Origin of the sequence: Aeoliella fuhlenseeensis (assembly GCF_052161615.1) — a bacterium.
GTDB lineage: Bacteria > Planctomycetota > Planctomycetia > Pirellulales > Lacipirellulaceae > Aeoliella.
This window is the reverse complement of the sequence record NZ_CP197417.1, coordinates 2,454,061-2,479,129: the sequence shown is the minus strand read 5'-3', so window position 1 is coordinate 2,479,129 and position 25,069 is coordinate 2,454,061. Positions and strand designations below refer to the sequence as shown.

Below are 25,069 nucleotides of genomic sequence, written 5' to 3'. Positions count from 1 at the left end.
TATCGCAAGCCCCTCTCCCGGGCCCTCACCCATGGGTGAGGGCCCGGGAGAGGGGATGATCAACGCCTACTCTTGTTCCCGTTCCGGCGTTTGCCCCAGCGCAAACTTGGCGAGCGTGCTTTGATACCGAGCCTTGCCCTCTTCCACCACCCGGCGAATCTCGCGGGCGTTGTCTTCGCTCTCTTTGCGAAGTTCCGCGATCATGTGCAGCGACTCGACCTGGTAGTCGGAGATCGCCTTCACCAACTTCTCGAGCGACTGCGGGCTGATGGTCGAGCCATACCCGGCCTTGAGTGCCGCGCGTTCGAGTTCGCGTCCGAGATCAGCAACATCCTCAAGGCTCTTGTTAACGCCTTCTTTGAGTGCCTCGGTCGACTGCGTGGCTTCGTGCAGGCCTTGCTGCGACGTGTAGACCGTGCCGAGGATGGTGAAGACGTGCTCGTTGGTCGTGAAGAATGTCACCGCTCGGCGGTAGACTTGGTCTTTCACTTCGTGCGTCTGGCGGAGCTTGGTGATGAGCGTCTCGCCAACGTCGTAGCCGATGGCCAGATTCTCGGCGATGTCCTTGCACAGTTGGTACACGCGGTCTTCACGCTTCCAGGCGTCGTGGGCCTCGTCGCGCTGCAGTTCGAGCCGCGACTTCTGACTTTCGTCGTCCCCCGTGTAGTCGCTTACTGCCTGCTGCGCATCGGCGAGCGTCTGCTTAGCCTTCTCCAGATTCGGCAGTTGCTGCTCCAGCAGTTCGCGTGACAGGATTTCGGCTTCTTTCAGCGCGAAGCGGAAGTCGATGTAACCATCCATGATCTCCTGCTCGCGCTCGAGCTGATCTTTGGTGTCCTTGCACACGTCCTGGTAGACATCGACAATCTTCTCAAACCGCGCGTGGGGCGTGCCGCGGCGAAGATTCATCCAGACGTTCGACATCTTCTCGCCGAAGCCAATCTTGCCGTCGTCAAGCTGGCCGATCAGCCGCTTGGAGTCTTCGCGGATCGAATCGAACATCTGGCTGATATCGAGGTAGCGATTGCCGACGTTGATATTCTCCACGTTGTCGCGAACGAGCTGGTTGAAGTCGCTCATATGCTTGATCGTGTTCGCGATCGCGAGGGCTCGAGGCTCGTCGACGTGGCGAACCTCCTCTAGCAACCGAATCAGCTCGTTCTGCACGTCCTTACCCGTGGCGACCCCGAACTTCTCCAGCACTTCGAGCGCCCGGTCCATGTACTTGGAGGTCTTCACGCGGCCCTTGGATTCGGACTTCGACTTGGTCTGGGTGGCGGTTTGTTGTGCCATGAGGAGCCCCGGTGGGGTTGGATTTACTTGATCGAAAAAGCCGGCAGAACTGACCATTCGCCAGTCACGCCCGATGCTTGGATTTCGCCACTTAGTAAACAACAAAATGCGGCAAACGGCAAGCAGCCGCGCGCAGCGCACACGAAATCGCAGAAAGCGACTTGGGAGTAGGCGTTAGTCGGCCGTGGCGATTAATCGATCCACAATGGACCGAAGATGCCCTCGCCTAGTTCGGCGAAGACTGCGTCAAACGCCTGGTCGGGCTCGATCAAGCGGGATGCATCGCGCCGCGAGGTTCGCGCCCTTCGCAACTCTGCCAGCAGGACCTGGTCCGCCGATGCTTCGATAAGAAGTGGGTCGACCCGAGCGGAGCCATTCCCCTCGGACAGCGCGTGGGCGACGTAGGGTTGATCAATCTGCTCCTCGCCGGAGTAGCTAAGTACCTGGAGTACCATCGGCGCACCGGGCTGAGTGCTGCTGAGCCGTGCCTGGGGAATGATCGCCTTGGTTTGCCCCGGGCCCTGGTAAGACAACGTGATGATCGCGGCACCGCACTGCTGGAAGTATTCCAATCGGATGGAATGCCAGCCCGCATCAAGAGCGATCGTACCGGAGTTTTCAGTGGCGGCATGCGTGGTCCAGTTGTCGATCACCAACTGCTCGTTGATCCAAAGCCGGACTCCGTCGTTGCTGGTAGTGTAGAAAGTCCAGTCGCCTGCCGCGGGCGTCTCGACGAAACCGGTCCAGCGAACGGAGTACTGCGCATCAGCCGTAACGCCCGACCCCGCCGGGCTGGCATTCCATCCGGTGGTGAAGTTGACGCTGCTGTCAACGCGGGTGCTGGCAAGGCCCGTCAGGTTTGTCGAGTTGTAGTACTGACCTTCCAGCCCATCGCCGGTGGGGCCAGGGGGTGGCGTCGAGGCACCGGTTCGCAGCCGGCTCGTCGGAACGATTGCCTTCGCTTGGTCGGGTCCCTGGAACGACAACGTCGCCACGGCGGCGCCACCTTGTTGGAAGTACTCCATCCGAATCGAGTGCCAACCGGCGGAGAGGTTGAGTGTGCCAGAGTTCTCCGTGGCGATATGAGTGGTCCAGTTGTCGATCACCAGTTGATCGTCGATCCAGAGCCGAACGCCATCGTTGCTCGTCGTGAAGAAGGTCCAGTTGCCCGCGGTGGGAGTCTCGACTTGTCCCGTCCAGCGTATGGAGTAGTTGGCGTCGCCTGTCACGGTGGTGCCAGGAGGAGTTGAGTTCCAACCCGACGTAAAGTTAATCGACTGGTCAACCCGCGTAGTAGCAAGGTTTGTCAGGCTCGTTGAGTTGAAGTACTCGCCTTTGAGACCTGGCTCCGTGGCGGGGGTGGTAACGTCGTCGTTCAGAATCACGCCCGCCGCGGTGGCCGTCGATATCTCCGCGCCCCCCGAGGCGTTGACTAGAGTGACGACAAACGTTTCGTCTACCTCGACGGCGCTATCGCCTGCAACCAGAACAGTGAGCGTCTTTGACGATTCGCCTGGAGCGAAGGCAAGCGTCCCCGATAGCACGCTGCCACCGAAGTCCGCTGCATTGGCAGCGTTTCCGCCGGAGCCCGTCACCAGGTAATCGACGGTGAGCGCTCCCGTGGTGTTCTGGGTCCGCGTGACGGTGAAAGTGTAGGGAGTAAAGTCGGCGTTGCCTTCCGCCTTCGAGGCCGAGGCCGCCGCGATGGCGAAGACGGGGGCGACGGGCTCTGGAATCGAGGCCGTTCGCAAGCGAGACTGCGGCACGACTGCCTTCGTCTGCCCAGGGCCGGCGAATGACAGCGTGGCAACCGCTCCGCCCCCTTGTTGGAAGTACTCCAACCGAATGCGATGCCATCCGGCGGTAAGGTTAACGGTCCCCGAATTCTCCAGCGCGATGTGCACATTCCAGTCGTCGATGACCAGTTGGTCGTCGATCCACAGACGGACGCCGTCGTTGGTCGTGGTGTAGAACGTCCATGCTCCGCCAGCCGCGATCTCCACTTCACCCGACCAACGCACGGAGTAGTTCTGGTCCGCCGTGACGCCGGTGCCGGGAGGTCCGCCATTCCAACCCGAGGTGAAGTTGACCGTCGAGTCGGTTCGCGTCGAGACGAACTCTGTTAGGGCGACGTCGTTAAAGTACTCGCCCTTGAGTCCTGGCGCGGCTTCGAGTTGCTCGTCATTGCGGATAAGGCCGCTAGCCATGGTCGACTGAAGATTCGTATTAACCGACGGATTGGAAAGCACGACCTGGAACGCTTCGTCCAGTTCGGGAAGGGTATCGCCAGAGACCAGAATACTGAGCACTTGGGTAGTTTCACCCGGAGCGAACATGACCGTGCCTACAGGAAACGATCCCCCGAAATCTTGCGCATCCGCTGGAGACGAACCGGTACCCACTACGGTGAAATCAACGGTCGAAGTGCTAGTGACCACGCCCGTGTGGGATACGACGAACTCGTAGATCACGAACTCGGCGTCGCCCTCGAATCCGGATATCGATGGCGGGCTGATGCTTAAATACGACTGGGTCGGAGCTTCCGCCGTCTTGGTGAACGTCGCCGTGACAGCCGACGACCAGTTCGCGGCTGTATCGCGGCCACGAACGTAGATCGTGTGAGTACCGACGCTGAGCGCCGCAAACGCCTCGGGGGAAATAACCGCTGTGACGTTTTCTGTCACGCTATCAAACAGTCCGTCGTCCGGGTACATCGCGAATCCCTGGGGGATACCGCCCAACGAGTCGATGTGGAACGTCGGCATGCGGACTTCGCTGCTACCCGTGTTCACGTCACTCACCGTCGCCTTGATGGTGATGGACCCTTCGTTCGTCGTGTTCGGTGTCACCGTGACATTGGTGATCTGCGGTGCCTGCGTGTCCTGGGACTTTAGTTCTTGCAGCCGAACGGAAAGCTGGCTCATAATCGATGCGTAGGCCGGGTCATTATGCAGGCTTTGCATCTGGTAGGGATCGGTGGCGAGGTTATAGAGTTCTCGCTCGCCGTTGCTGTACTCGTTGTAGCTCCAGTCTCCGGACCTGAGTGCGATCGACGTTGGCTGACTGCCGATGTTGAGGTGCTCGACGATGAAATCCGTACGCCACGTGGGATCTTGCCCCGTTATAAGCGGTACTAGCGACTCGCCATCAATGTGGTCGGAAACGCTAACGCCAGCGTACTCGAGCAACGTGGGAGCGATGTCGATGGTCAGTGCGTAGGGATCGCTCGTCCGCTGCACGGGGTCGCGGCCATCGCGGATGATCATAGGAATGCGAATCGTCTCTTCGTACGCGGTTCCCTTCACGTCCCAGCGGTGCTCACCCCATTGGATGCCGCTGTCCGACATGAAAACGAAGATCGTGTTATCCCATTCGCCATTCGCCTGCAGCGATTCGACCAATTGGCCGACGGCCTCGTCCACAACAAGCAGTGACTCCAGTTGGTTTTCGCGGAACTGGTCAATTATCGCGATATCCTCCGTAGTTAGCGGAGCCTGATTCCTTACGTACGCAGGCTTATCCGATACGTCCGCTTCGTTGAACGATGGCGGGCGATACGGTTCGATGTCGTCAAACTCGGAGTTATGACGCTGCGCAGGATTGGCAGGAGTGTGAGGAGCCTTTACCGAATAGAACAGGAAGAACGGTTGGTCGTCATTGGTTTCACCGGTTTCGATGAAATCCGAAGCCAAATCCGCGAGCACGTCCGTCGAATAATTCGCGCCGGGATATTCGGTGTACACCCCATTCGCCGAGATATCGAAGTTGTAGAAGCTCGATCCCAAGAAGGCATGCCACTCGTCCCACCCGGGCGGAACGTACATGTTGTTCGGGTCGGCGTTGCGCGGACTGGTTTCGTAATAGCCATTCAGGTACTTACCGTAGAGGCCCGTGCGATAGCCAGCATCCTGCAACCAAGTCGCGAGCGTCGACGAATCGTCAAAGCCCTCGAACCCGCCCTGAGGTTCGTCGTTGCCAACCGTTCCATGATTGTGGACATACTGACCGGTCAGCATCGACGATCGAGAGGGGCAGCAGAACGAAGTGACCGTGTACGCGTTCTCGAACGTCGTGCCGGTGCCGCCGATCAGCTGCTGGGTGATCGGCATGGCGAACATGGTGTCCAGTCGCTGGTCGTCGGTCATGACGAGCACGATGTTCGGACTCGTGGCGAGCATCGCCCGCTGTTCCAGCGTCTCGAATTTGCACCCTCGCAGGCCCGCGCCCAGGGATCGTGACTTGGCCTGCTGGCGGCGACGCGCAGTGGAGGCTTTAAAGCGAGCGGCAGCGTGGAACCAGCGAACTTGGTACTTCTTGTTGCAATCACCTTGGGCAGTTTAGACTCCGGCCGGTGGCCTTGAGAGCGACCGAATCGCCCATAACGCCGACCCCTGGCCGACGATGGCAGGCACCCCACCAACCCCTTGCGGACAGCCCCACGCTGTCCTCCCCTTTCCCCCCCGCCAAGACGAACGCCGCGGGGGCGAATGTCCTTGGGCCGCCCATCTTGTAGGATGTGGGCTGCCAAGCGATTGTATAGACGGCTTACCGCCACCCGCAACCAGTCAAAACAGTTAATTTACGGAGAGTGTAACGATTCCTTAGCGCTCCTGTTGCCTAACGCGATCATTGCCTCCACGAATTAGAGCATTCCCATGAGCCGTTCCGCCTCCCAGCAGGCCACGACCCCTGAACTTGATCCCGCAATCGTCGCGGCCGATCAAAAACTGACCCTCGCCGAGATGACGCGGGTGATGGACGTTGCGCGAACGCTTCGCAAGGAGCGATCGGTCGCCGAACGCGAGCTCAATCGCGAAGAAACCATCGCGATGCTCCGGCTCAAGCTTCGCGAAGCGGCGGACCTCGCCGGCGACCCCGTGACCGACGCCGAGATCGAAGTGGCCATCAAGCACTACTTCGCCAACCTGCACGAGTTCGATCCCCCTGAGCCTGGCGTGGAGACGTTCGTTGCCGGCGTCTACGTCCGGCGGTACGAGATCGTCGGCTGGACAATGGCCATCGCGGCGGCCGCGCTGTTGACCTGGGGCTGGTGGTTCAGCGGCATGATGCCGGGCGAACGGCGCAAGGAGCTCCGCTCGCAGCAGGTTTACTCGCAGGTCGAAGAGGTGACGAGCTCCATCGAAGCCCTCACCACGAACCCCGAAACCGCCAGCGCCGCCGAAGCAGCCCGCGCCGAAGCCGCCACGTACCGCGACCGCCACGACGTGTCGGCGCTCGAGCAACTTCGCGATCGGCTGCTGAACCAAGAATCGGTGCTAAAGGACGAATACCGACTCATGATCGTCACCGACGGACAAACGGGCGTCGATCGCTACTCCGAGGACACCGGTGGACTGTCGGGCTACTACGTGATCGTCGAGGCGGTCGACTCGAAGGGTAACACAGTGCCCATGAAAGTTCGGAACGCCGAATCGGGCAACCATGAACAAGTGAATAAATGGGCTGAACAAGTGCCTCAGGATGTCTACGAACGCGTGAAAGCCGACAAGGAAGCCGACGGCATCGTCGACGCCCGCGAGTTCGCCGTGAAGCGGCGTGGGGAGACCGATGTCGAAGTCACCCTGCCCGGAGCCGGGGGCGCAAAGCTGGAGCGGGGGAGGCAGATCACTACGTGGTAAGCAACATGATTCCAGGCGGCGAAGTGGTCCGCCAACTCGAAAACTCGCGCCGCGACGCCCGCCGTCGAGCGGACGAGGTCCGCGCGAATCTCGATAAGCTCGACTCCTTCATGAAGGACCTCGTCGACCGCCGTGGCGACGCCCTGGTCGAGCTCGCCCAGCACTACCTGCCCGACATTTCGAGCTCCACCGTCGCCAAGCAGTTCAAGGAAGTGCGCGGGCGAATCGAGGAGCTGCTCCGCCGCAAACAGCGGCACGAAGCCGAGCTTCAAGACCAGTGGGACGCGATGCTCGACCGCCGCAGCGGGCTCGACAACCAGATCGAGAAGGTTACGAATGAGCTCGATATCCTGGCCACCAAGCGGGATGAACTCGAATCCGAGCTCGCGACTCGTTTGCGGGCGCACCCCGAGTTTCAAACGCTCTCCGAGCAAGCCCTTGCGGCCGAAACCGAGCTGAAACGCAACGAACTCCGCGTCGCCGAGATGCGCGACGAAGTGGCCGAGAAGCTGCCGGCGTACGAGAAGAGCAAGCTGTTCAAGTACCTCCACAAACGCGGCTATGGCACGCCCGAGTACAACGGCAAGGGCCTGACCAAGCAGCTCGACGGCTGGGTCGCGCGAATCGTCAAATTCCACAAAAACCGCCAGAGCTACAACTTCCTGAAGGTCACGCCCGAGCTAATGGCCGCCGAGGTCGAACGCCGGCGGGCGGAATTCACCAAGCTGATGGAACGCCTCGAAGCGATCGAGGATGCTATCAGCGACGAGATCGGCCTGACCGCGCTCTTGAAGCAAGGGACCGAGCTGGGCGACGAGCGGCAACGTTTGCTCGGCGAAGTCGCCAAGCAGGAGACCGAGCGCGACCGCATCGAGAAACAAATCTCCCAGTTGGAAGCAACCGAGAACGAGTACTACGTCGAGGGGGTGAATCGCCTACGAGACTTCTTGGGTAGCATGGAAGAATCGGCCCTTGCCGTTCGCACCCGCGCGACTCCCCAGACCACCGACGACGAAATCTTCCGCGAGATCAAACGGATCAACGAGCAGCTTCGATCGACCCGCGAGCAGAGCCACGAGGATCGCAAGCTGCTGGAGATCTGGCACGAGAAGGTCGCCGGGCTCGATCAAGTGGTGCTCCGCTTCCGCTCCAGCGAGTTCGACTCCCGCCGGTCGTGGTTCCACAACCGGCTAGATGTCGCGCGGGAGGTCGATCGCTACCTTGAGGGTAACAGCAGCTCCTCGGGCCTGTGGGCGACGCTTCGCGAGCACCAGCGGTTCGTCCGCCCTGAGTTCGATAGTGGCAGCGGCAGCTGGCCCGACCTGGGCAACGTGTTCGACAGCGACGTCTCACGGGTGCTCGGGCGGGTGCTGATCGAGGTGGCCGGCGAGGCCCTCCGCCAGTCGGCCCAGCGGGGCATGCACCGCCGAGGCCCCAGCCGCCAGCAAAGTCGCCAGTCGAGCGGCAAACCGCCCTACCGTCGCGGCGGCGGATTCACCTCGGGGCGAGGCTTTTAACCACCGCTTCTAAACGGCGGGGAATCTCATCACCGAGGTCCAAAATCGCCGAATGTCAAACTGGAGAATGTGGACGCGACAGCGCACTCCCGCCATAATTAGGGGGAGCTGGGTGGCTGGGGCTGCCGTCCGCCGGCGAGCATAAAACCAGTAGCCCGAGGTACTTCGGTGTTGGCACTGATTGGGGCAAGTTGGACGGACAAGGCGTATGGACTGGGTACGGCCATTTTTTGGTTCGGCTTGATCTTTGCGCTTTTGGCCCTGGCTGTCACACTGATACGAAGATACCGCGAACGCGGCACGCTGTTGGGAAGCCTGCACGATCGCACGGATCACGACACGCAGGACCCCAGCGAACTGCTCTCCAAGTTCAGAGATTTGCATTCCCGAGGTACTCTGAGCGACGGCGAATACCGAACAATAAAATCGAAGCTAGCAGCGCAAATCCAAGCCGGCGTCGAAGGGGGTCACTCGCAACCCGCAAAGCCCCCCAAACCGAAGCCCGACACGAATGACTAGCGACGAGTCAAGTTAGCCAGTGACAAAGCAGGCTAGCTAGCGACAAGTTAAACTACACGAAAACAAGCGACAAAATCACCTTTGACCTTTAGCACTGCCGGACCTTAGTTGACCAGTTGGTCCGGTTGTACTTCGCCACCAAAACGGGCTCGCCCCGCTAGCGTGGAAAGGTCGATGAACGAACACCAGCGGTACTGCGTACAAGAGTCGAACACTGCTCGACTGAGCGTGGACAAGGAAGCCTCGCCTCGCGTGAAGGCACAAATATTCATCAGGTCTTGAGCCCAGCCCTCCCAGCAACGCCTCGTCGGGACGACGAGATGTGGTCTCAAAAGCCCTGCGAAAGTTTGTGTCATCGAGCGACACCCAAGGAAGCACCCTGGGGGTCAAGACAACGGTCTACCCACAGGGCTCACGAGACGAGGAAGGAGCAAACATGCCCTCAAGCAGGGATCTAACCAGCACACGCCGAGGCGGCACTTCGAAGAAGAACGCCTTCTGTTCATTTTGCCGAAAAAGCTACCGGGACGTTGGACCGTTAGTCGAAGGACCCGGTGACGTTTACATCTGCGGTGAATGCATCGAGCTGTGCCAAAGCATTCTCGATCAGGAACGCAAACGTCGCGGTGGCAGCAAGCAACTGTTCACCAAGATCCCCTCGCCGCGTGAAATCGTGGCCGAGCTCGATCACTACGTCATTGGCCAAGAGTCGGCCAAGCGAGTGCTCGCCGTCGCTGTTCACAGTCACTACAAGCGACTGATGGTGGCCGACGACGAACATGAAATTGAGATCGACAAGTCGAACATTCTCATGGTCGGTCCCACCGGTTGCGGCAAGACTCTGCTTGCCAAGACCCTGGCTCGTACGCTCAACGTGCCGTTCGCCATCGGCGACGCCACGACGCTGACCGAAGCCGGTTATGTGGGCGAAGACGTCGAGAACCTGTTGCTCAAGCTTCTGCACGCCGCCGACTTCGATATCGAAGCCGCACAGCGAGGCATCTTGTACATCGACGAGATCGACAAGATTGGCAAGACCAGCCAAAACGTCTCCATCACCCGCGACGTGTCGGGCGAAGGCGTTCAGCAGGCCTTGCTCAAGATGCTTGAAGGCACCACGGCAAACGTTCCGCCGCAGGGTGGCCGCAAGCATCCCGAGCAGCAGTACATCCAGCTCGACACCACGAACATCTTGTTCATCTGTGGTGGTACTTTCTCGGGCATCGAAGACATCGTCCGCAAGCGTCTGGGTTGCCGCAGCATCGGCTTCACCCAAGGCGACACCGCTGGCGAAGAACTCTCGCTCGGCGAAGCCCTGGCACAGGTCGAACCGGACGACTTGATCGAATTCGGCCTCATTCCCGAACTCGTGGGACGTTTGCCGGTTGTAAGCTCGCTGCGGCCTCTGCCGGAAGAAGCGCTGGTACGCGTACTTACCGAACCCCGAAATGCTCTTACTCGCCAGTATCAGCACATTTTTGGGATGGAAGAAGCCGATTTGAAGTTTACCGACGAAGCACTTCGCTCCATCGCCCGCCGTGCGGCCGAACGTGAGACAGGTGCCCGTGGTCTGCGATCGATCATCGAGAGCGTGATGCTCGACATCATGTTCGAATTGCCCGATCGCCCCCGCGGCCAGCGTTACGTGATCACCGACGACATCGTCGAAGGTCGCGCCAAGCTGTTCGACACGGTTGAAGAGCCAGTCAACAAAAGCGCTTAAGTAGCTGTAGGCTGTAAGCCATAAGCTGTAGGCCGTTTGCTTTGAGCTTATAGCCAACAGCTTACAGCTCTAGAATCCACGGATGGACGACGTTCAAGCCCGCTCGCCTCACGGCCCGCGGAGGTTAAGTCTCCATCGTTTCCTTCGAGCCCGGGCAATGGTGCCCGGGCTCTTTGTTTTTACAGACCCCCAATTCGTTTAACGCCCAGCCGAAGGCGCCGGCTACCTCCGCACTTCATAAATATTGAAGCTCGTGCACGATGCCCAACCTCTTCGCCAACCTCCCCACGGCACTCCCCGAGGAACTCACCACCGTACTAGCCCAGTCGAAACACGTCCGCATCGAGCGGATCGTCTCCACCGGCCAGGCGAGCCCCGTGGGATTTTGGTACGATCAGGCGGACGAGGAGTGGGTGGTCGTCCTTCAAGGGACAGCCACGCTCCGCTTTGACGATGGTGAAGTACTGGCGATGAACCCAGGCGATCACGTGTTGATCCCCGCTCACCGCCGGCATCGCGTCGAGCACACTTCGCCGCTTGAGCCCACGGTGTGGCTCGCCGTGTTTTACACCGCGTAGAGAAGTTCTAGACGGTATCACTGAAGATCACGCACTCGACTCGCATCTCATGAAGCAAGCCACGTCTACCGCCACCTTCGCGCCCGGCACTACTCCCGACACCGTTCGCACGGCAGACGGACAAGTGCTTCGTGTGCCGGCGGGTTGGTCGCTACTGCCGCCCGGCGACGCCACGCTCACCCGCCGCGTGAAGACCGATGGCGATCACTGGGTAGTGCAGGAAAAAAAGGGCCGCAAGATGTTCTCGCGGGGCGTGTGGGCACCGGCAGAAACCATCGAACGCATCCGCGCCGAACTCGAAGCCGAGCGCTCGACCGACAGCTACGCCAGACGCCAAGCCTCGGCAGCCAAGCGGCGCGACAAGGTCCAAACCGAGTACGTCGAGGACTTCTTCGGTGCGGTGGTCACGTACCTCCACTTCCATCCGAAGCACGCGGACCTCGCCAGCCATCTGGCCAAAGCCGTCACCGACCACGCCACCCCCGTTGGCAGCGGAACCGTCGCCCGGACCAAGCGGATCCCCATCGAACGCCGCGCTGAGTCGGCCGTCATCGCCTGGATGCGTCATCAGACCACGTCGTACGACGACATGAAGATCCCGCGCGTCAAAGGCAAACGCCGCGAAGTCCGCCGCATGCTCGCCCAGCGTTCGAAAGAGTTGCTAGAACAATACCGCCGCGGCGGATCGCCCGAAGCCTGCCCGCTACGAGCAGCAATAACAGGTTAGTGGTCTGTGGGAGGGCTCGGCTCACTGGACCAACTGTGGGAGGGCTCTCCGAGCCCGATAACGTACAACGGAATTCATTCCGTTACTTATGGTTGGAGTTTACTCCGGGTCAGGTAACGGAATAAATTCCGTTGTACGGGCGACTGCCTACTCTTCTTGAGCGTCCACCCGCTCCACCGGCAACTGCACCTCACCCCACCGCAAGCTCTCCTTGATGTCCGGCCCGTTGTAGCCAAGTACCCGCGGATCGCCGGCCACCTGCCACTCCGTCGACTCCTCCAGCGACTCATGGAGAACCTTGAGCGCCGCGTCGATCTTTTCCCGCGTCACGTCCCCCGCGATGCCCGTGGCGACCACGGTCACTGGCTTGGCGTCTTCGACCGTGATGTTCGCATACGACTGCGTGGGCCCATCGCTCTTATCGCGGTACAGGAACGACATGTTCCAACCCGAAATCTTACCCTCGTCACCCGACTCCAAACCTTCGTATTCAATCTCCACCGGTGCCGTCATCGCGATGCCCCGCGACTTGATGTGCCCGAACAGGGGAAAGAACGCGGTGGAGGAGTTCTTCATCCCGTCCGGCGCCGCCCCTTTGCCATCGAACGTCGCCCGACGAACCTCCGGGTACGACTTCACCTCCACAACCTTCGGCGGCGTCGGGGCCGGATACCCCACCGGCAGCGGCGTGATCACCCGGTACTCGCCCGACCGGTAGAACACCGTCCCATCGTCCTGGGGCAACTCGTCGACCTTGGCCTCGCCACCGAGGCGTTCGATCACTTTGCCGGTAGTCGCCGGTTTGTCTTCCACTTCCTCCGCCCCGCAGAATACAGGTGCCAATGCCAATCCGAGGCCAAAAACCGCCAAACTACGAACGAACATCGTGAACCCCTCCGGTGGAACATGCGGATAAATTGCCGGAGGAATTATTGGCAGGCGGGGGATAATGACCAGGGGAGAATTCAGAGGGTGGACTCCCGACGAAGGACGAGGTAACGATCTCCTTCTCTCCAGCAAGCGGTTGCCTGAAAGTCCTCGCGCGCCCTGAATTCAAACTGAACAAGGTACCCCTCCCGCAACTCGTCCTGATGACGCTCCGGCGTTATGGACTTGATCGGGCCCAAGACTTCATCTGGATGAAGAGCCTCTTCTGCAATCCGTACCAAACGACCATCGCGGAGCATCAGTGGAGGAAGCCCAACGCTGAGAATGAGCGTCTCGGCGTTCGATTTGAAAAACTCATGAAAGGGCGATTCGCCACTGCCACTAGCTGCTGCATTCATGGTGTTTGCTCTGGTGAAGGCTTCGTAAAAGCGTTTACGTCGTTTTTATAACTAGGTCCCAGCACCAAAGGCCAAAGTGGATTCGAAGCTTGATAGAACCACCTGACTCCCATCCAAGCGACCGCAAGGCAGATCAACGCTGTGGCAAGATTCGAAAACACGATTACCGGCAATACGCAGCGCGACTGGAAGCACGCCGTCACCACGGCCGCGAAGGTCATCAAGTAAATGAGATCGCTGCTGCGATACCTCCATCCCTCAAAATACTTCGCGAATACACCAAGCCACACACCCGCCATGAACCAGTAGGGTAAATCCCAACCGATCGTCGTGGCGCTCGCCTGGAACATCAATCCGCCGTGGGGCAAACCGAAGGGCTGAGCTGGAACTGGAAACCCGATGAAATGGCTGTCCCCCCGCTCTTGCCATACGTGCCGCCAAGGCTCCAAGTTCTCGCGAGTAACGAAGAGCGAACTGACACCCTGATTGGATACAGCTCCAACAGCAACGAAAGGAGTGTCAACGCGGGCCGTCACGCAGTTCGGATAACGCTCGCCGAATGGCCATACCGGCAGACTAGAGAGCCAGAGCACGACTGACAACACGACCATAGAAGCGGCGAAGGTCGGCATCTTTCGAACCTCACTCTCGATCAAACTTCAATGGCATCCAAAGGGTGCTCCAGAGTCTCGCTCGCAACTCCCCCGAGACAATCGCGCCATTAGCCAAGCAAGGCATCGTTTTGCCAAGATGGATGATGGGCGGACAAGGATGCGGACATCTTTGAGGCGTCCACGGGAATCGCTAGAGAGAACAACTGCCCTCCGAATTGTAGGTCCGTCCCGCTATCGTTGCTACCAAACGCGTTAGGTATTTGAGTCCGGCGGCACGATTTATCACCCCCGAACTATTTCCACTTTTTTCCAGAAACCGACTAGAAAGCGCGCTCTACATGTGTTCCGATATACACATACCGCCGAATAGGCGGGTTTGGTTCTTTGACAACCTAAAATGATAGAAAATGACGAGGTTTTTGAGGACTGGCGGGCGCTAAATGTGCGCATGGGCAAACCGTGAATTGCCGTATCGGCGCGGAGCTTGATACGGCCTACGGCCATTGCGTGAGATACAGATCGATGAGCAAGAAGAGTAATGTCGCACCTGCGGGGTTGCGCTGCGACTTTACTCTTCGCCCACGCTAGGCAAGCTGCTTCGTAAGGCTTTGTGAAAGTAGAACTTACGTCGACACGCCCGCGGGGAGGAAAAGGAGTTTTGTCGCACCCAATGAAATATCCTGAAGATGCGACTTTACGCTGCTCAATTTTACTCCCACTCAATCGTCGCCGGCGGCTTGCTGCTGATGTCGTAGACCACGCGGTTGACGCCCTTTACCTCGTTGATGATTCGCGTCGAGATGCGGGCCAGCAGCTCGTAAGGCAGGTGGCTCCAGTCGGCGGTCATGAAGTCGTCGGTGTTCACGCTGCGGACGCACACCGCGTTGTCGTACGTGCGGCTGTCGCCCATTACGCCAACGCTTTGCACGGGCAGCAGCACGGCGAACGACTGACTTGTCAAACGATAGAGTCCGGCCGCCTTGATCTCGCCGACCACAATCGCGTCCGCTTCGCGGAGCATGGCAAGCTTCTCGCGAGTCACTTCGCCGAGGCAACGCACCGCAAGCCCAGGTCCTGGGAAAGGATGACGCCAGACGATTTCTTCGGGCAGGCCCAACTGCAAACCAAGCTGACGCACTTCGTCCTTGAACAAATCGCGGAGGGGCTCGATCAACTCGAAGCCGAGCTCCGCCGGCAGTCCGCCGACGTTGTGATGCAACTTGATCGTGTCCGCCGGACCATCGGCCGACGCACCGCTCTCGATGACGTCGGGATAGAGCGTTCCTTGAGCCAAGTACTTGGCGTCCTGGATCTTATCGGCTTCTTCCTTGAAGCAGGCGATAAACTCGTGGCCAATGCGACGACGCTTTTCCTGCGGATCGACAATGCCGGCGAGCTGGGCGAGAAAGCGATCCTCGGCCTTCACCACATGCAGGTCGGTTTTGAAGTGCGTGCTGAACTCCTGCACCACGGCTCGCTCTTCATCCTTACGCAGGAGACCATTGTCCACCAGGATGCACGAAAGCTGCGGGCCAATCGCACGGGCGAGCAACGCCGCAACCACTGCCGAGTCCACACCACCTGAGAGACCACAAATGACGCGATCGGTGCCAACCTGTTCGCGAACGCGAGCGATCGTTTCGTCGGCAAAGTCGCCGAGCCGCCAAGTGCCATCGCAGCCACACACGTTGCGAACGAAGTTGGCGAGCAGCGTTTTTCCATCGACCGTGTGGGTGACTTCGGGATGGAACTGAAGTCCGAAAATGGGGAGCGACTTATGACGGACCGCGGCGTAGGGACAAGTGTGGGTCGCAGCGAGCGTGGTGAAGTTCTCGTCGATCGCCGTGACCTGATCGCCATGACTCATCCAGACTTCGGTTTCCTTTTTCACTCCTTCGAACAAATCGCTGTGATCGGTGACATCCAAATGAGCACGACCATACTCGCGGCTGGGAACGTTCTTCACCTCGCCACCAAGCGCCTGGCAAGCGAGCTGCATGCCGTAACAAATGCCAAGCACAGGAATGCCAAGATTGAACAGCTCGGGATCGCACTTCGGAGCCCCATCCGCGTACACGCTGCTGGGACCACCCGAGAGGATGATGCCCATGGGGGCGAGTTCGCGAAGCCGCGCCGCGGTGATGTCGTGCCGGACGATCTCGCAGTAGACGTGCTGCTCGCGAACGCGGCGTGCGATAAGCTGGGCAAGCTGCGAACCGAAGTCGAGAACGAGGACACGCTGCTGAGCGAGAGTGGACATGGCGGCGGGGGAGGGCAGGGAGGCTACGGAGCCAGGCGGAGCCTGACGGAAAACCTGTGATTGTAGCGCGTTTTCGCCTCGCGGGCTATCCGCACCGTTGCTCGATAAAGGACGACTGACCTATAGTGAAAATTCCCTGACGCCCCACCCATTTAGCCCCACCTGACATGCTGATCCTGCTGACAAACGACGACGGAATTTACGCCCCCGGCCTTGCGGCGATGGAACTAGAGCTCAGGCGACTGGGAGACGTGATCGTCGTCGCCCCGGCGACCGAGCAGAGTGGCGTCGGGCACTCAATCACGTTCCTGACGCCGCTGATGGCCAAAGAAACCCCGCTCGGCGGGTACGGCGATGTCTCGCCGAACCGCAAACGTGGATGGGCGGTCGAGGGAAGCCCGGCGGACTGCGTGAAGCTGGCGATCGCGAAGTTCTGCCCCCGCGAACCCGACCTGGTAGTCAGCGGAATCAACGGCGGCCTGAACGTCGGCATCAACGTGCTGTACTCCGGAACCGTCGCCGCGGCGACCGAGGGTGCCTTGTACGGAATCCCTAGCTTCGCGGTATCACTGGAGTACGACGACGATCCGAAGTTCGATCGCGCGGCGACGCTGAGTGTTTCGATCCTCGAACAGATGCTCGCGCAAGATGCGTTTGCGAATCACAAGCTGTATAATTTGAACGTGCCAACGTCCGCCACCGAAAGGCCTGTGGACGATCCCGCGGAACTGCACATCGTGCCGATGGGAGTCGCCCGCTGGCCAGCGCAATTCGAGGAGCGTCGCGATCCGAAGGGACGGCGCTACTACTGGGCGTCGGGCACACCACCGACGGAGTTCCCCCGCGAGACGGATCTGAACGCGGTACTCCAAGGCCACATTACCCTCACGCCGCTCACGGTCGATCGAACCAAGGCGGCTCACTTATCGGAGATGCGAACATGGGACCTCAAAGTCGGAAGCTGAGCGCGCTGCTCGGCGCGCTCGCGGTAGTAGGTTGCAACAGCTCGGTGGAACTCCCCGAACAGCCCGCGAGTGCCCCACCCGCGGCGGTAGTGGAAGCGCCCGCCGAGCCAGTGGTGGAGCAACCCGCGCGAGTTGAAATGAGCGAGTCCGCCAAGCAAAGCGAACCGCCACGCGGTTACTTGGGTGCGGTGGCTGGAGGCTATCGAAGTGCTCGCGAGGAAATCGAGAGCTACGCCGTGACGCAAGCCATACAGCACTATCACGCGACCACTGGCGAGTATCCGAAGTCGCACGAAGAGTTCATGAAGAAAGTGTGGGAACCGCTGCAGACTCCACTTCCAGAAATCGAAGAGGGGTACAAGTACGAGTACGACCCCACGGATCACATGGTCTACAAAGTTCTGATCGAAGAGGAAGCAGTGGCTCCGGAGTGAGGGTGAGCTCGCGCTAACCGTTGCAACCGTTACGATTGACACTTGGCACGGTGTTTCTCGGGCATTTTTATTGGGTGACAGGGGCGTGGTGATTAAGGTGGAAGTAGCTTCCCGCCTTTTCATTTAGCACCTTGCTCCTGCCATGAATGCTTTTCGTGCTTCGCTCGTTTCCAGTTCGATGACTGCTCGCCTCGTATGCGCGATGCTGTTGTCTGCAGGAATTGCTCGCGCAGAAGAGTGCTGCGAGCAACCAAGTTGGGTGTTTAGCCCGAGCACGTTTTCGCACGATCCCGAGTCGGGAGCACGCGTTGCTCAGTACGAACGCCACGCGTGGGTCGACGAGCTTCCTGATCCTCGCATAGTCACCAGTGGCTATCGCACCTCGCGAACGCACCTGCCGGGTGCCGCGGGGAGCAGCGATACGTTCTACGAAGTGCAGAACTGGGCGAATGGCAATGGTCAGCTCGACGCCGAGTGGGAGCGGATGCACGACGCTTGGCAGGACTCTTACCTGACGGGCAGCTTCTACCAAGGCAGCATGAATACTCAGGGACCTTGGCAGCAGGGTCCATGGCAACCCGGGCCTTGGCAACCGGGCCCATGGAATGGCCCTTGGCAGCAAGGACCATGGCAGCAGGGTCCGTGGAACAACGGACCTTGGCAGCAAGGCCCGCAGCAAGGTCCTTGGAATAACGGTCCATGGCAAGGTGGACAGGGACCGCAAGGCCCATGGCAAGGCGGACCTGGTCAACAAGGGCCGTGGAATGGCGGACCGTGGAACGGTGGTGGCCCTGGGTTTGGCCAGCGACCGGGCGGTGGTACTCCACAAGGTCCGCCGATGCAAGGTCCGGCTCAGCCCGGCAGCGGGTATGACTATCGCCAGGTCCCGCGGCCGTAACGCGAAGCTAACGCATCAACTTCGCGGCTTCGGACTCGAAGTCTTTGTCGGACGTGAAGCTGTCGATCAGCCAGCGATGCTCGTCGCGCACGAGCTCGACGGTGACCGGAAAGGTATCCATTCCCCTGGCTCCGCCATAGGCTCCCCCGAAACGCCCCGTGAACTTGGCGGTGGCGCGAGTTGGATCCTTGGGGTTGTCGAACGTGATGTCGATATCGCTGATGATGTTAGCCATCTCGACCTTCACCTTGGGCATGATCCGCTGGACCATCGCCCGCGTCTTGGTCGCGGTTGGGGCCAGGAAGCTCTCGACCCGCGGCATGTCGTTCTCTTCGGCGGCGTTGGTGATGCCGCCGATGGCGACGGCGATGAGTTCGCGCTCGGTGAAAACGATCTGTTCCATCACCAGGGCACTGACCATCAGCACCACGATCACCACGCTGGCGACGAACGAGCCCACGCTCCGCGTCGTGAAGTACAGCACGCCCGTAAAGGTGAGCAGCACGAGACCGATGAGGATCAGCGGCACCGGATTTTCGAATAAGTATTCCATGGCAGTAGTTTAAGCACTAAGACAAGAATCGGCGAGCGGGGCCCGTCAGGGCCGTGGTGGCCGAGTAGGCGCTAAGCTGTAGGCTCTAAGCTGTAAGCCCTAAGCTGCAGGCGACTGGGACACTAACACTAGGTAGAATTCGTTGATGGATTCCGACCTAAAACGACAAGAAGAAGCGAAGCGTGAGCGGTGCTGGGATGCCCGTGAGCGATGGGCTGCGCTGATGGCGGCGATTCGCTTTGCGGACGCTCAGCAACCGGTGTCTCGGAACTCGAAGGAAAAGTGTTTGGAACTGCAAGCCAAGAAGCTCGCCGGCAAGAACTGATCCGTCAGTGCGAATAGTCGGGCGAGAGGCAACATGAATCACTCGTCGAACACATGGGAAAACGCTGAACGCTTTGGGTTTTGCTCCGAGGACTTAACGCTCCTCGGCTCAGGCTACATGAATAACCAACGGCTGCGATTCGCCCGCGAGCCGTTTCGCGACATGATCGTGCCGGCCCGGTTTTCTATGGTCGGCAGCCTGGTAATGATGCTCATCATCGGCCTGTTCTTTTATGGCTGGTGGTACGCATGGTTGATGTACGGTCCGCCATTGGGAGCGTTTGGTTGGTTCGTTGCCGTCGCGGCAACCTGCCTGGGAGTACTCGGACCTCCCGTCGGTCATTACTGGCGGATCCGCCACTTGAATTCAGTCAGTCCTCTGGTGGAGTACGATCGCAAAACGGACCTGGTCTCGATTCTCGCCGGCCGGCATACTTTCTCACCCGACCAACTTTTCTGCTTGTTGCTCATAGCAGCACCCCACGGCGAAGACGTTTATAGCGAGTTCCATTGCCTCGTCGATCTGCCCAGCGGACGGGAACGTTATCTGCTGATGACCGACATCATGTCGACCCCGCGGGTGTTCGAACAAGCGGCACGCGAGTTTTGCTCGCGAGCTCGTTTACCTCTGGTCAAATCGATGCCACGCAAGCGGATGGAGACAACCGACTGCTGGCAGGTTGAAGTACTGGTGCAAAGACGCTGACACTGAACTATTCGCCCCGCACCCACCGCTTTATTCGCTCCAGAAGCTCGCGAATCCAGCTGGGATCTTTGGGAGGCGTTTCGATCCACTCGGTGTCGCGGAACCACAGTGGCATTCGTGACGCCATCGCAGCGTCGGATTCATACGAACGATCGACGTGCTGGGCGAAGCGGGAAACGCGGCGGGCGAAGGTGTCTAATGAGTTGCGTCGAAGCAATCGCTTCACGTACGGATCGCCCGGATGTCGGCGAGCGATTTGGCGGAGGCGTGGCCACGATTCGACCCGATGGAGTGCGCGAACGTAGTGCCTTCGCAAGCGGACATCCTCATCCACCGGCAACTGATCGAGTACCTCGCTGGTTTGGCGACTCGCACACCGGCCGAGTAGCCAAATGGCGATGCCAAAACTCGGATGGTCGAGCGGGCTTGCGGCGAGGAAGGACTCGATTCCACCTTGAGGCCGATTCCGGAGAATCTTGCGAAAGTCCGCCCGAAATGCCAGCAGCCAATCGGCTCGCAGCAAATCGTACCGTGTAAGTAGGTTGCGATAGTGCCCCAGCCGTCTCAAGAATCGCTCGACCGCTAAATCATCGGCTGACCGTCGACGGCGGTGCGAGACGCGACGATCCGCGGCGTCTAACTCGTCGTCGGCCGTTACTCGAAAGCTCGGTTGATCGCTAACCACCGCTGCCATAACTAGCCCTGTCAGTGTAAAATCGACCGTCCTCCCACCAATTCTATCGCCTGGATGCGGTAGAATCAGCAGCAAAATGCCCCGACGCATTACGGCGTTCGCTCACCTATTTTCCTCGATCCTCAAGACAGCTTTCTCCATGTCGCAGCGATATATCTTTCAGATGACCGGCCTGACCAAGAAAATTGGGCAACGCACGGTGCTTTCCGATGTCCATCTGGCCTTTTATCCCGGGGCGAAGATCGGTGTGCTGGGTCGCAACGGCGCGGGCAAGAGTACGCTGCTGCGGATCATGGCCGGGCAGGACAAGGAATTTGACGGCGAGGCGAAGCTCAGCGACGGGTTTACCGTCGGCATCTTGGAACAAGAGCCAAAGCTCGATCCAACGAAGGACGTGCAAGGGAATGTCGAGCTCGCGGTCGCCGAAACCCGGGCGATTCTGGCGGAGTTCGAAGCGCTGGGTGACAAGTATGCCGAGGTGGCCGACGATCCCGACGCGATGGACAAACTGATGAACCGCCAAGCGGTGCTGCAGGACCGCATCGACGCCACCAACGCGTGGGAGCTAGACCGGCAGATCGAAGTGGCGATGAACGCCATGAACCTGCCCCCCGGCGACGCGGAAGTGGCGCTACTGTCCGGCGGCGAGAAGCGCCGCATCGCGCTCTGCCAACTGCTGCTCAAGAAGCCTGACCTGCTGCTGCTCGACGAACCGACGAACCATTTGGACGCCGAGAGCATTGCGTGGCTCGAACGCCATCTGGCTGAGTACGCTGGCACGATTGTCGCCGTGACCCACGATCGGTACTTCCTCGACAACGTGGCGAGCTGGATCCTGGAAATCGAGCGTGGTAAGGGCCTGCCGTTTGAGGGCAACTACACCAGCTGGCTGGAGCAGAAACGCAAACGACTCGAGATCGAAGAGAAGCAAGAGTCGGCTCGGCAGCGGACGCTGAAGCGCGAGCTTGAATGGGTGCGAGCCTCACCGAAGGCACGGCAGTCGAAGAGCAAGGCCCGTATTTCCGCCTACGAGCAAATGGCCAACGAGGACTTCGACGCCAAAGAACAAGAGCTCGAAATTCACATCCCGCCTGGACCTAAGCTCGGCAACCTGGTGATCGAAGCTACGAACTTGTCCAAGGCCTATGGCGACAAGGTGCTGCTCGACAACGTTAATTTCCGGCTCCCGCCGGGTGGCATCGTCGGCATCATTGGCCCCAACGGTGCTGGTAAAACGACGTTGCTGAAGATGCTGATGGGACTCGAAAAGCCCGATAGCGGCACGCTGGTGATGGGCGAAACCGTGGACCTCGGCTACGTCGATCAAAGCCGCGATGCCTTGGACCCTGACGCAACGGTGTACGAGGAAATCTCGGGGGGCCACGAGATCCTGGAGATGGGCAAGCACACCATCAACTCGCGGGCGTACGTTTCGCGGTTCAATTTCCAGAAGGCCGATCAGCAGAAGAAGGTCGGGGTGCTCTCCGGTGGTGAGCGCAACCGTGTGCACCTCGCCAAACTGCTGCGGCGTGGTTCGAACGTATTGCTGCTCGACGAACCAACGAACGACCTCGATGTCGATACGCTTCGCGCCCTGGAAGAAGCGGTGGCGAACTTCGCCGGCTGTGCAGTAGTAGTCTCCCACGACCGCTGGTTCCTCGACCGCTTGGCAACGCACATCCTTGCGTTCGAAGGGGACGGCTACGTCCACTACTGCGAAGGCAACTTCGACACCTACGAACAAGGCCGTCGCGCACGCCTGGGCGAAGACGCGAATGATCCAAAGCGGTTTAAGTACAAGAAGCTGCACGCGTAAGACGGCGATCTCCACTCAGGAATGGGATACTCCACCATGTCGACCTGGGTGGACTGCCAAACGCTTGAGTTGAATTTGGACTTACCGCTCGCCGAGCGGTACTTGCCGCACCAATCGGTGCTGCGCGCAGCGGCGGACGACCTGCTCGTAGCGATGAAGAAAGAACTGCCGAACGGGCTTGAGCGTTTAGCACATCTGATCGATCTCCGCACGCTTGGCAAGTTTCGGGGCGAGGCTAAGGCTCAGGCTCGCGTCATGGGTGGCGATTGGCGTGATTTAATGATCGCAGGCGCTGCTTACGACTTAACGCTGGCGTACTTCGGCTGTTCGACCATTGCTGCTGCAACGGAGGACGGACCCGTACTCGCGCGAAACATGGATTGGTGGCCCGAGCGTCCGCTGGCCCGACATAGCTACCAATTTCGCAGTTTAAGGCGAGGGGCGGCGGTGACAACCATTGCCGGTTGGCCCGGTGCCCTGGGGCTGGTGACAGGCATGTCCGCTAAGGGGTTCGCTCTTGCGATGAATGCCGTTGGGGATGGCGTTGGGCTGCACAGAATGGGGTATCCCGTCATGCTGCACTTGCGCCGCGTGGTGGACGAGTGCCAGAGCTTTGACGACGCCGTCAAGCGCGTAGCGTCGCAAGCGTTGGCAGCCCCTTGTCTGGTGACCATCGTCGGCACCCGAAACCACCAGCGGGTGTGTATCGAACGCATGCCTACGACAGCCAACTTGCGGTGGGCAGAAGGCGATGCCCCGCTGCTCACCACAAATCACTTTCGATACGAAGAGCGAACCAATCAATTGGGTGGCGATGCGCTGCAATCCACCAGTTGCGGTCGATTGCGTGGGATGGAAGACTTGCTCCCGACGAGCGCGTCGGCGCTATCCGACGAACACCTGCTATTCGTATTGAGCGACCAGCGTGTGAAGCTAGGAATCACCGCCCAGCACATCGTAATGCGACCGCGCGAGAACCGCATGCGACTCTGCGTGCCGGCGGCGTTAGCTGGGTTGCAGGAACCCTAAGTTGCAAAGCAGCCGTACCGCCTCGCGGTCGTTGATGGAACGTCACAGCAGAGCGGGGATCCCAGCAGCGCGTGACAGTTGCGCGAGCCGCCGCGACGGCCTGATCTCGCCTCCCACCTTCACAGGATGTGCTTTGGGTATCGACTAGGTAGAATGTCTCGAACCAAACCACCCGATCGAGAGAGTCCGCATGGCATTCGAACCAATCAACCTATTCTCGCATCGAATCGACCCGCGCGGGGTCGCCGAGTTGCTACGAGCGACCGGGTACAAGATGGAGCAGTCAGGTCCTGACGACGACTGGCAACAAATCGTCATAGCGTTTCCAAAGAAGGGCCTATTTAGCAAGACACGGTTACTGACATTTAGCCATACTGCTGACTACTACGACGGGCCCAAGTGGCCGTTGCAGGTGTCGGGAATGCAGAATTACTTTTCACAGTTTCCTGAGAATTCGGCGAAGCCCGATGTCCTCCGGCTGATTCGAACCTTCCGCTTTTCACTCGCAGTACGGCAAGACGACCTCGACATCAATAGCACCGACGAAAGATTGGAAATGGTGTTTGCGGTATGCCGGCACTTGGACGGAGCGATATTCACACCTTCCTCTCTGCGCGATGCCAAGGGCCGGATCTTGATCGATGCAACTGGGGCAGCGGATCCTAGAGCCGTGCTGCCGTTTATTCCAGAGTCCGACGCCAACTCTACCACGTCCAACGAGGAAGGTGACGAAGAAGAAGTGGAGATAAGTCCGCCGACGGCGGATCGAGTGGCCCGGCGCACCCTGGCGCTGACTGCCGTTGCGGCTCGCGGAAGCCTAGAGTTGGATGGACCTCAGATGACAGACGCGGATGTCCATCGCCAGCGCATTCTACATTGGATCGAAGATGCCAACGTTGGTAGCGAACTGGAGCCGGATGAGTGGAAGGCGCTGCAACGACCCGTAGGCACGCTCGACCAGCGAGCGTTCATCGATTCCATGTGGCGAGTCGAAGGTTTGGTAGTGCTTGCGTGGGCCCTGAAGCTTCACCCACTTCCTCCTTATGACACACTCGTTACCCCTCCCGAACTCTACCAGTCTATCGGTTTGTTTGACGGGCAGCGCGCGAGTCGACTGCTGGCCGAGCCAGATCTGCGAAGCTCGGCAGAACTGGATACGTTGCAGAGGCAGTTGCTTGCCTTTCATTGGAGAATGAGGGATTTCTCTCTGCGACCACAGCCGATGGACTTCGTCGCATTCTCGAAGAAATGCTGGTTTGGTAGCTTCGATATCAGTCCGTTTCGGATCATCGACAATGATCTCGCGATTGGCGAGACCGCCATAAGCCGAACGTCGCCAGACGAAATAAGCAGGGTCAACAGTATCGCCGCGGAACGACATCTGGCAATCAACTGGCTATTGGGATACAGCCCGGTTTACTCGGAGACAGATACGTCAACCTAGTGACCAGCGCGAACACAAAGGGGCGATGAGTAGCATGATCGCCCCGCGGT

At 59.6% G+C, this 25,069-nt stretch carries 21 protein-coding genes; 13 read left to right on the top strand and 8 right to left on the bottom strand.

All coding sequences use genetic code 11. The annotated features are described in order from the left end of the window. Positions 1-66: 66 nt before the first annotated feature. Both SH292x_RS09635 and SH292x_RS09630 read right to left on the bottom strand, forming a co-directional pair. On the bottom strand, positions 67-1,293 hold the full coding sequence (locus tag SH292x_RS09635; RefSeq protein WP_442485393.1) for a cell surface protein: 1,227 nt from the start codon (positions 1,291-1,293) through the stop codon (positions 67-69). A 191-nt stretch (positions 1,294-1,484) separates the two neighbouring features. Next, entirely contained in the window at positions 1,485-5,471 is a 3,987-nt protein-coding gene (locus tag SH292x_RS09630; protein ID WP_442485392.1) for a PA14 domain-containing protein, read from the bottom strand. Between the two features lie 477 nt (positions 5,472-5,948). Between SH292x_RS09630 and SH292x_RS09625 the strand changes: the two genes are divergently transcribed. The 5 genes from SH292x_RS09625 to SH292x_RS09605 all read left to right on the top strand — a co-directional run bounded on the left by SH292x_RS09625 (position 5,949) and on the right by SH292x_RS09605 (position 11,996). Then, positions 5,949-6,932 carry a DUF6384 family protein gene (locus tag SH292x_RS09625; protein ID WP_442485391.1) on the top strand — a complete coding sequence of 328 codons (984 nt, stop codon included), beginning with the start codon at positions 5,949-5,951 and terminating at the stop codon, positions 6,930-6,932. Between the two features lie 5 nt (positions 6,933-6,937). Beyond that, positions 6,938-8,449, top strand: coding sequence for a hypothetical protein (locus SH292x_RS09620; protein WP_442485390.1), 1,512 nt, complete (start codon positions 6,938-6,940; stop codon positions 8,447-8,449). Between the two features lie 955 nt (positions 8,450-9,404). Next, complete coding sequence (gene clpX / locus SH292x_RS09615) at positions 9,405-10,691, top strand: ATP-dependent Clp protease ATP-binding subunit ClpX (protein ID WP_442485389.1); 1,287 nt, start codon at positions 9,405-9,407, stop codon at positions 10,689-10,691. Between the two features lie 260 nt (positions 10,692-10,951). Further along, entirely contained in the window at positions 10,952-11,269 is a 318-nt protein-coding gene (locus SH292x_RS09610; protein WP_442485388.1) for a cupin domain-containing protein, read from the top strand. Positions 11,270-11,318: 49 nt separating this feature from the next. Then, positions 11,319-11,996, top strand: a complete 678-nt coding sequence (locus SH292x_RS09605; protein ID WP_442485387.1) for a DUF2293 domain-containing protein — start codon at positions 11,319-11,321, stop codon at positions 11,994-11,996. A gap of 147 nt (positions 11,997-12,143) precedes the next feature. Here SH292x_RS09605 and SH292x_RS09600 read toward each other — a convergent pair whose 3' ends face one another. The 4 genes from SH292x_RS09600 to guaA all read right to left on the bottom strand — a co-directional run bounded on the left by SH292x_RS09600 (position 12,144) and on the right by guaA (position 16,156). Next, the gene (locus SH292x_RS09600) at positions 12,144-12,881 is read right to left on the bottom strand and encodes a heme-binding protein (protein WP_442485386.1); all 738 of its coding nucleotides are present in this window, start codon (positions 12,879-12,881) and stop codon (positions 12,144-12,146) included. Between the two features lie 80 nt (positions 12,882-12,961). Then, on the bottom strand, positions 12,962-13,282 hold the full coding sequence (locus tag SH292x_RS09595; protein ID WP_442485385.1) for a hypothetical protein: 321 nt from the start codon (positions 13,280-13,282) through the stop codon (positions 12,962-12,964). Then, positions 13,279-13,914 carry a hypothetical protein gene (locus SH292x_RS09590; protein ID WP_442485384.1) on the bottom strand — a complete coding sequence of 212 codons (636 nt, stop codon included), beginning with the start codon at positions 13,912-13,914 and terminating at the stop codon, positions 13,279-13,281. Before SH292x_RS09590 ends, SH292x_RS09595 begins: the two co-directional genes overlap by 4 nt. 691 nt (positions 13,915-14,605) lie before the next feature. Further along, entirely contained in the window at positions 14,606-16,156 is a 1,551-nt protein-coding gene (gene guaA / locus SH292x_RS09585) for a glutamine-hydrolyzing GMP synthase (RefSeq protein WP_442485383.1), read from the bottom strand. Positions 16,157-16,323: 167 nt separating this feature from the next. Here guaA and surE point away from each other — a divergent pair, with 167 nt between their 5' ends. The 3 genes from surE (at position 16,324) to SH292x_RS09570 (ending at position 18,453) form a co-directional block, all read left to right on the top strand. Continuing rightward, positions 16,324-17,121: a 5'/3'-nucleotidase SurE gene (surE, locus tag SH292x_RS09580; protein ID WP_442485382.1), complete on the top strand. Its 798-nt coding sequence runs from the start codon at positions 16,324-16,326 to the stop codon at positions 17,119-17,121. Beyond that, positions 17,097-17,555: a hypothetical protein gene (locus tag SH292x_RS09575; protein ID WP_442485381.1), complete on the top strand. Its 459-nt coding sequence runs from the start codon at positions 17,097-17,099 to the stop codon at positions 17,553-17,555. The genes surE and SH292x_RS09575 overlap by 25 nt, the downstream gene beginning before the upstream one ends. 142 nt (positions 17,556-17,697) lie before the next feature. Continuing rightward, positions 17,698-18,453, top strand: coding sequence for a hypothetical protein (locus SH292x_RS09570; RefSeq protein ID WP_442485380.1), 756 nt, complete (start codon positions 17,698-17,700; stop codon positions 18,451-18,453). Positions 18,454-18,460: 7 nt separating this feature from the next. Here the strand turns inward: SH292x_RS09570 and SH292x_RS09565 are convergent, their stop codons facing one another. Beyond that, positions 18,461-19,006, bottom strand: coding sequence for a hypothetical protein (locus tag SH292x_RS09565; protein WP_442485379.1), 546 nt, complete (start codon positions 19,004-19,006; stop codon positions 18,461-18,463). Positions 19,007-19,151: 145 nt separating this feature from the next. On the opposite strand from SH292x_RS09565, the gene SH292x_RS09560 reads away from it, so the two are divergent. After that, positions 19,152-19,331 carry a hypothetical protein gene (locus SH292x_RS09560; RefSeq protein ID WP_442485378.1) on the top strand — a complete coding sequence of 60 codons (180 nt, stop codon included), beginning with the start codon at positions 19,152-19,154 and terminating at the stop codon, positions 19,329-19,331. A 33-nt stretch (positions 19,332-19,364) separates the two neighbouring features. Next, the gene (locus SH292x_RS09555) at positions 19,365-20,036 is read left to right on the top strand and encodes a hypothetical protein (RefSeq protein WP_442485377.1); all 672 of its coding nucleotides are present in this window, start codon (positions 19,365-19,367) and stop codon (positions 20,034-20,036) included. 7 nt (positions 20,037-20,043) lie between these two features. Here SH292x_RS09555 and SH292x_RS09550 read toward each other — a convergent pair whose 3' ends face one another. After that, on the bottom strand, positions 20,044-20,730 hold the full coding sequence (locus SH292x_RS09550) for a hypothetical protein (protein ID WP_442485376.1): 687 nt from the start codon (positions 20,728-20,730) through the stop codon (positions 20,044-20,046). 139 nt (positions 20,731-20,869) lie between these two features. On the opposite strand from SH292x_RS09550, the gene ettA reads away from it, so the two are divergent. From ettA to SH292x_RS09535, 3 genes are all read left to right on the top strand, one after another. Continuing rightward, a complete protein-coding gene (ettA, locus tag SH292x_RS09545) occupies positions 20,870-22,546 on the top strand; it encodes an energy-dependent translational throttle protein EttA (protein ID WP_442485853.1) in 1,677 nt (558 codons plus the stop codon). Positions 22,547-22,582: 36 nt separating this feature from the next. Further along, on the top strand, positions 22,583-23,575 hold the full coding sequence (locus tag SH292x_RS09540) for a C45 family autoproteolytic acyltransferase/hydolase (protein WP_442485375.1): 993 nt from the start codon (positions 22,583-22,585) through the stop codon (positions 23,573-23,575). Between the two features lie 190 nt (positions 23,576-23,765). Then, positions 23,766-25,019, top strand: coding sequence for a DUF4272 domain-containing protein (locus SH292x_RS09535; RefSeq protein WP_442485374.1), 1,254 nt, complete (start codon positions 23,766-23,768; stop codon positions 25,017-25,019). Positions 25,020-25,069: the final 50 nt, after the last annotated feature.

Bases quoted from the DNA above. Each gene is read 5' to 3' on its own strand.
- SH292x_RS09550 (WP_442485376.1), bottom strand. From the start codon at position 20,730: ATGGCAGCGGTGGTTAGCGATCAACCGAGCTTTCGAGTAACGGCCGAC.
- clpX (WP_442485389.1), top strand. From the start codon at position 9,405: ATGCCCTCAAGCAGGGATCTAACCAGCACACGCCGAGGCGGCACTTCG.
- SH292x_RS09630 (WP_442485392.1), bottom strand. From the start codon at position 5,471: ATGCTCGCCACGAGTCCGAACATCGTGCTCGTCATGACCGACGACCAG.
- SH292x_RS09540 (WP_442485375.1), top strand. From the start codon at position 22,583: ATGTCGACCTGGGTGGACTGCCAAACGCTTGAGTTGAATTTGGACTTA.
- guaA (WP_442485383.1), bottom strand. From the start codon at position 16,156: ATGTCCACTCTCGCTCAGCAGCGTGTCCTCGTTCTCGACTTCGGTTCG.
- SH292x_RS09590 (WP_442485384.1), bottom strand. From the start codon at position 13,914: ATGCCGACCTTCGCCGCTTCTATGGTCGTGTTGTCAGTCGTGCTCTGG.
- SH292x_RS09610 (WP_442485388.1), top strand. From the start codon at position 10,952: ATGCCCAACCTCTTCGCCAACCTCCCCACGGCACTCCCCGAGGAACTC.
- SH292x_RS09595 (WP_442485385.1), bottom strand. From the start codon at position 13,282: ATGAATGCAGCAGCTAGTGGCAGTGGCGAATCGCCCTTTCATGAGTTT.
- ettA (WP_442485853.1), top strand. From the start codon at position 20,870: ATGTCGCAGCGATATATCTTTCAGATGACCGGCCTGACCAAGAAAATT.
- SH292x_RS09605 (WP_442485387.1), top strand. From the start codon at position 11,319: ATGAAGCAAGCCACGTCTACCGCCACCTTCGCGCCCGGCACTACTCCC.
- SH292x_RS09620 (WP_442485390.1), top strand. From the start codon at position 6,938: ATGATTCCAGGCGGCGAAGTGGTCCGCCAACTCGAAAACTCGCGCCGC.
- SH292x_RS09565 (WP_442485379.1), bottom strand. From the start codon at position 19,006: ATGGAATACTTATTCGAAAATCCGGTGCCGCTGATCCTCATCGGTCTC.
- SH292x_RS09555 (WP_442485377.1), top strand. From the start codon at position 19,365: ATGAATCACTCGTCGAACACATGGGAAAACGCTGAACGCTTTGGGTTT.
- SH292x_RS09635 (WP_442485393.1), bottom strand. From the start codon at position 1,293: ATGGCACAACAAACCGCCACCCAGACCAAGTCGAAGTCCGAATCCAAG.
- SH292x_RS09560 (WP_442485378.1), top strand. From the start codon at position 19,152: ATGGATTCCGACCTAAAACGACAAGAAGAAGCGAAGCGTGAGCGGTGC.
- surE (WP_442485382.1), top strand. From the start codon at position 16,324: ATGCTGATCCTGCTGACAAACGACGACGGAATTTACGCCCCCGGCCTT.
- SH292x_RS09600 (WP_442485386.1), bottom strand. From the start codon at position 12,881: ATGTTCGTTCGTAGTTTGGCGGTTTTTGGCCTCGGATTGGCATTGGCA.
- SH292x_RS09570 (WP_442485380.1), top strand. From the start codon at position 17,698: ATGAATGCTTTTCGTGCTTCGCTCGTTTCCAGTTCGATGACTGCTCGC.
- SH292x_RS09625 (WP_442485391.1), top strand. From the start codon at position 5,949: ATGAGCCGTTCCGCCTCCCAGCAGGCCACGACCCCTGAACTTGATCCC.
- SH292x_RS09535 (WP_442485374.1), top strand. From the start codon at position 23,766: ATGGCATTCGAACCAATCAACCTATTCTCGCATCGAATCGACCCGCGC.
- SH292x_RS09575 (WP_442485381.1), top strand. From the start codon at position 17,097: ATGGGACCTCAAAGTCGGAAGCTGAGCGCGCTGCTCGGCGCGCTCGCG.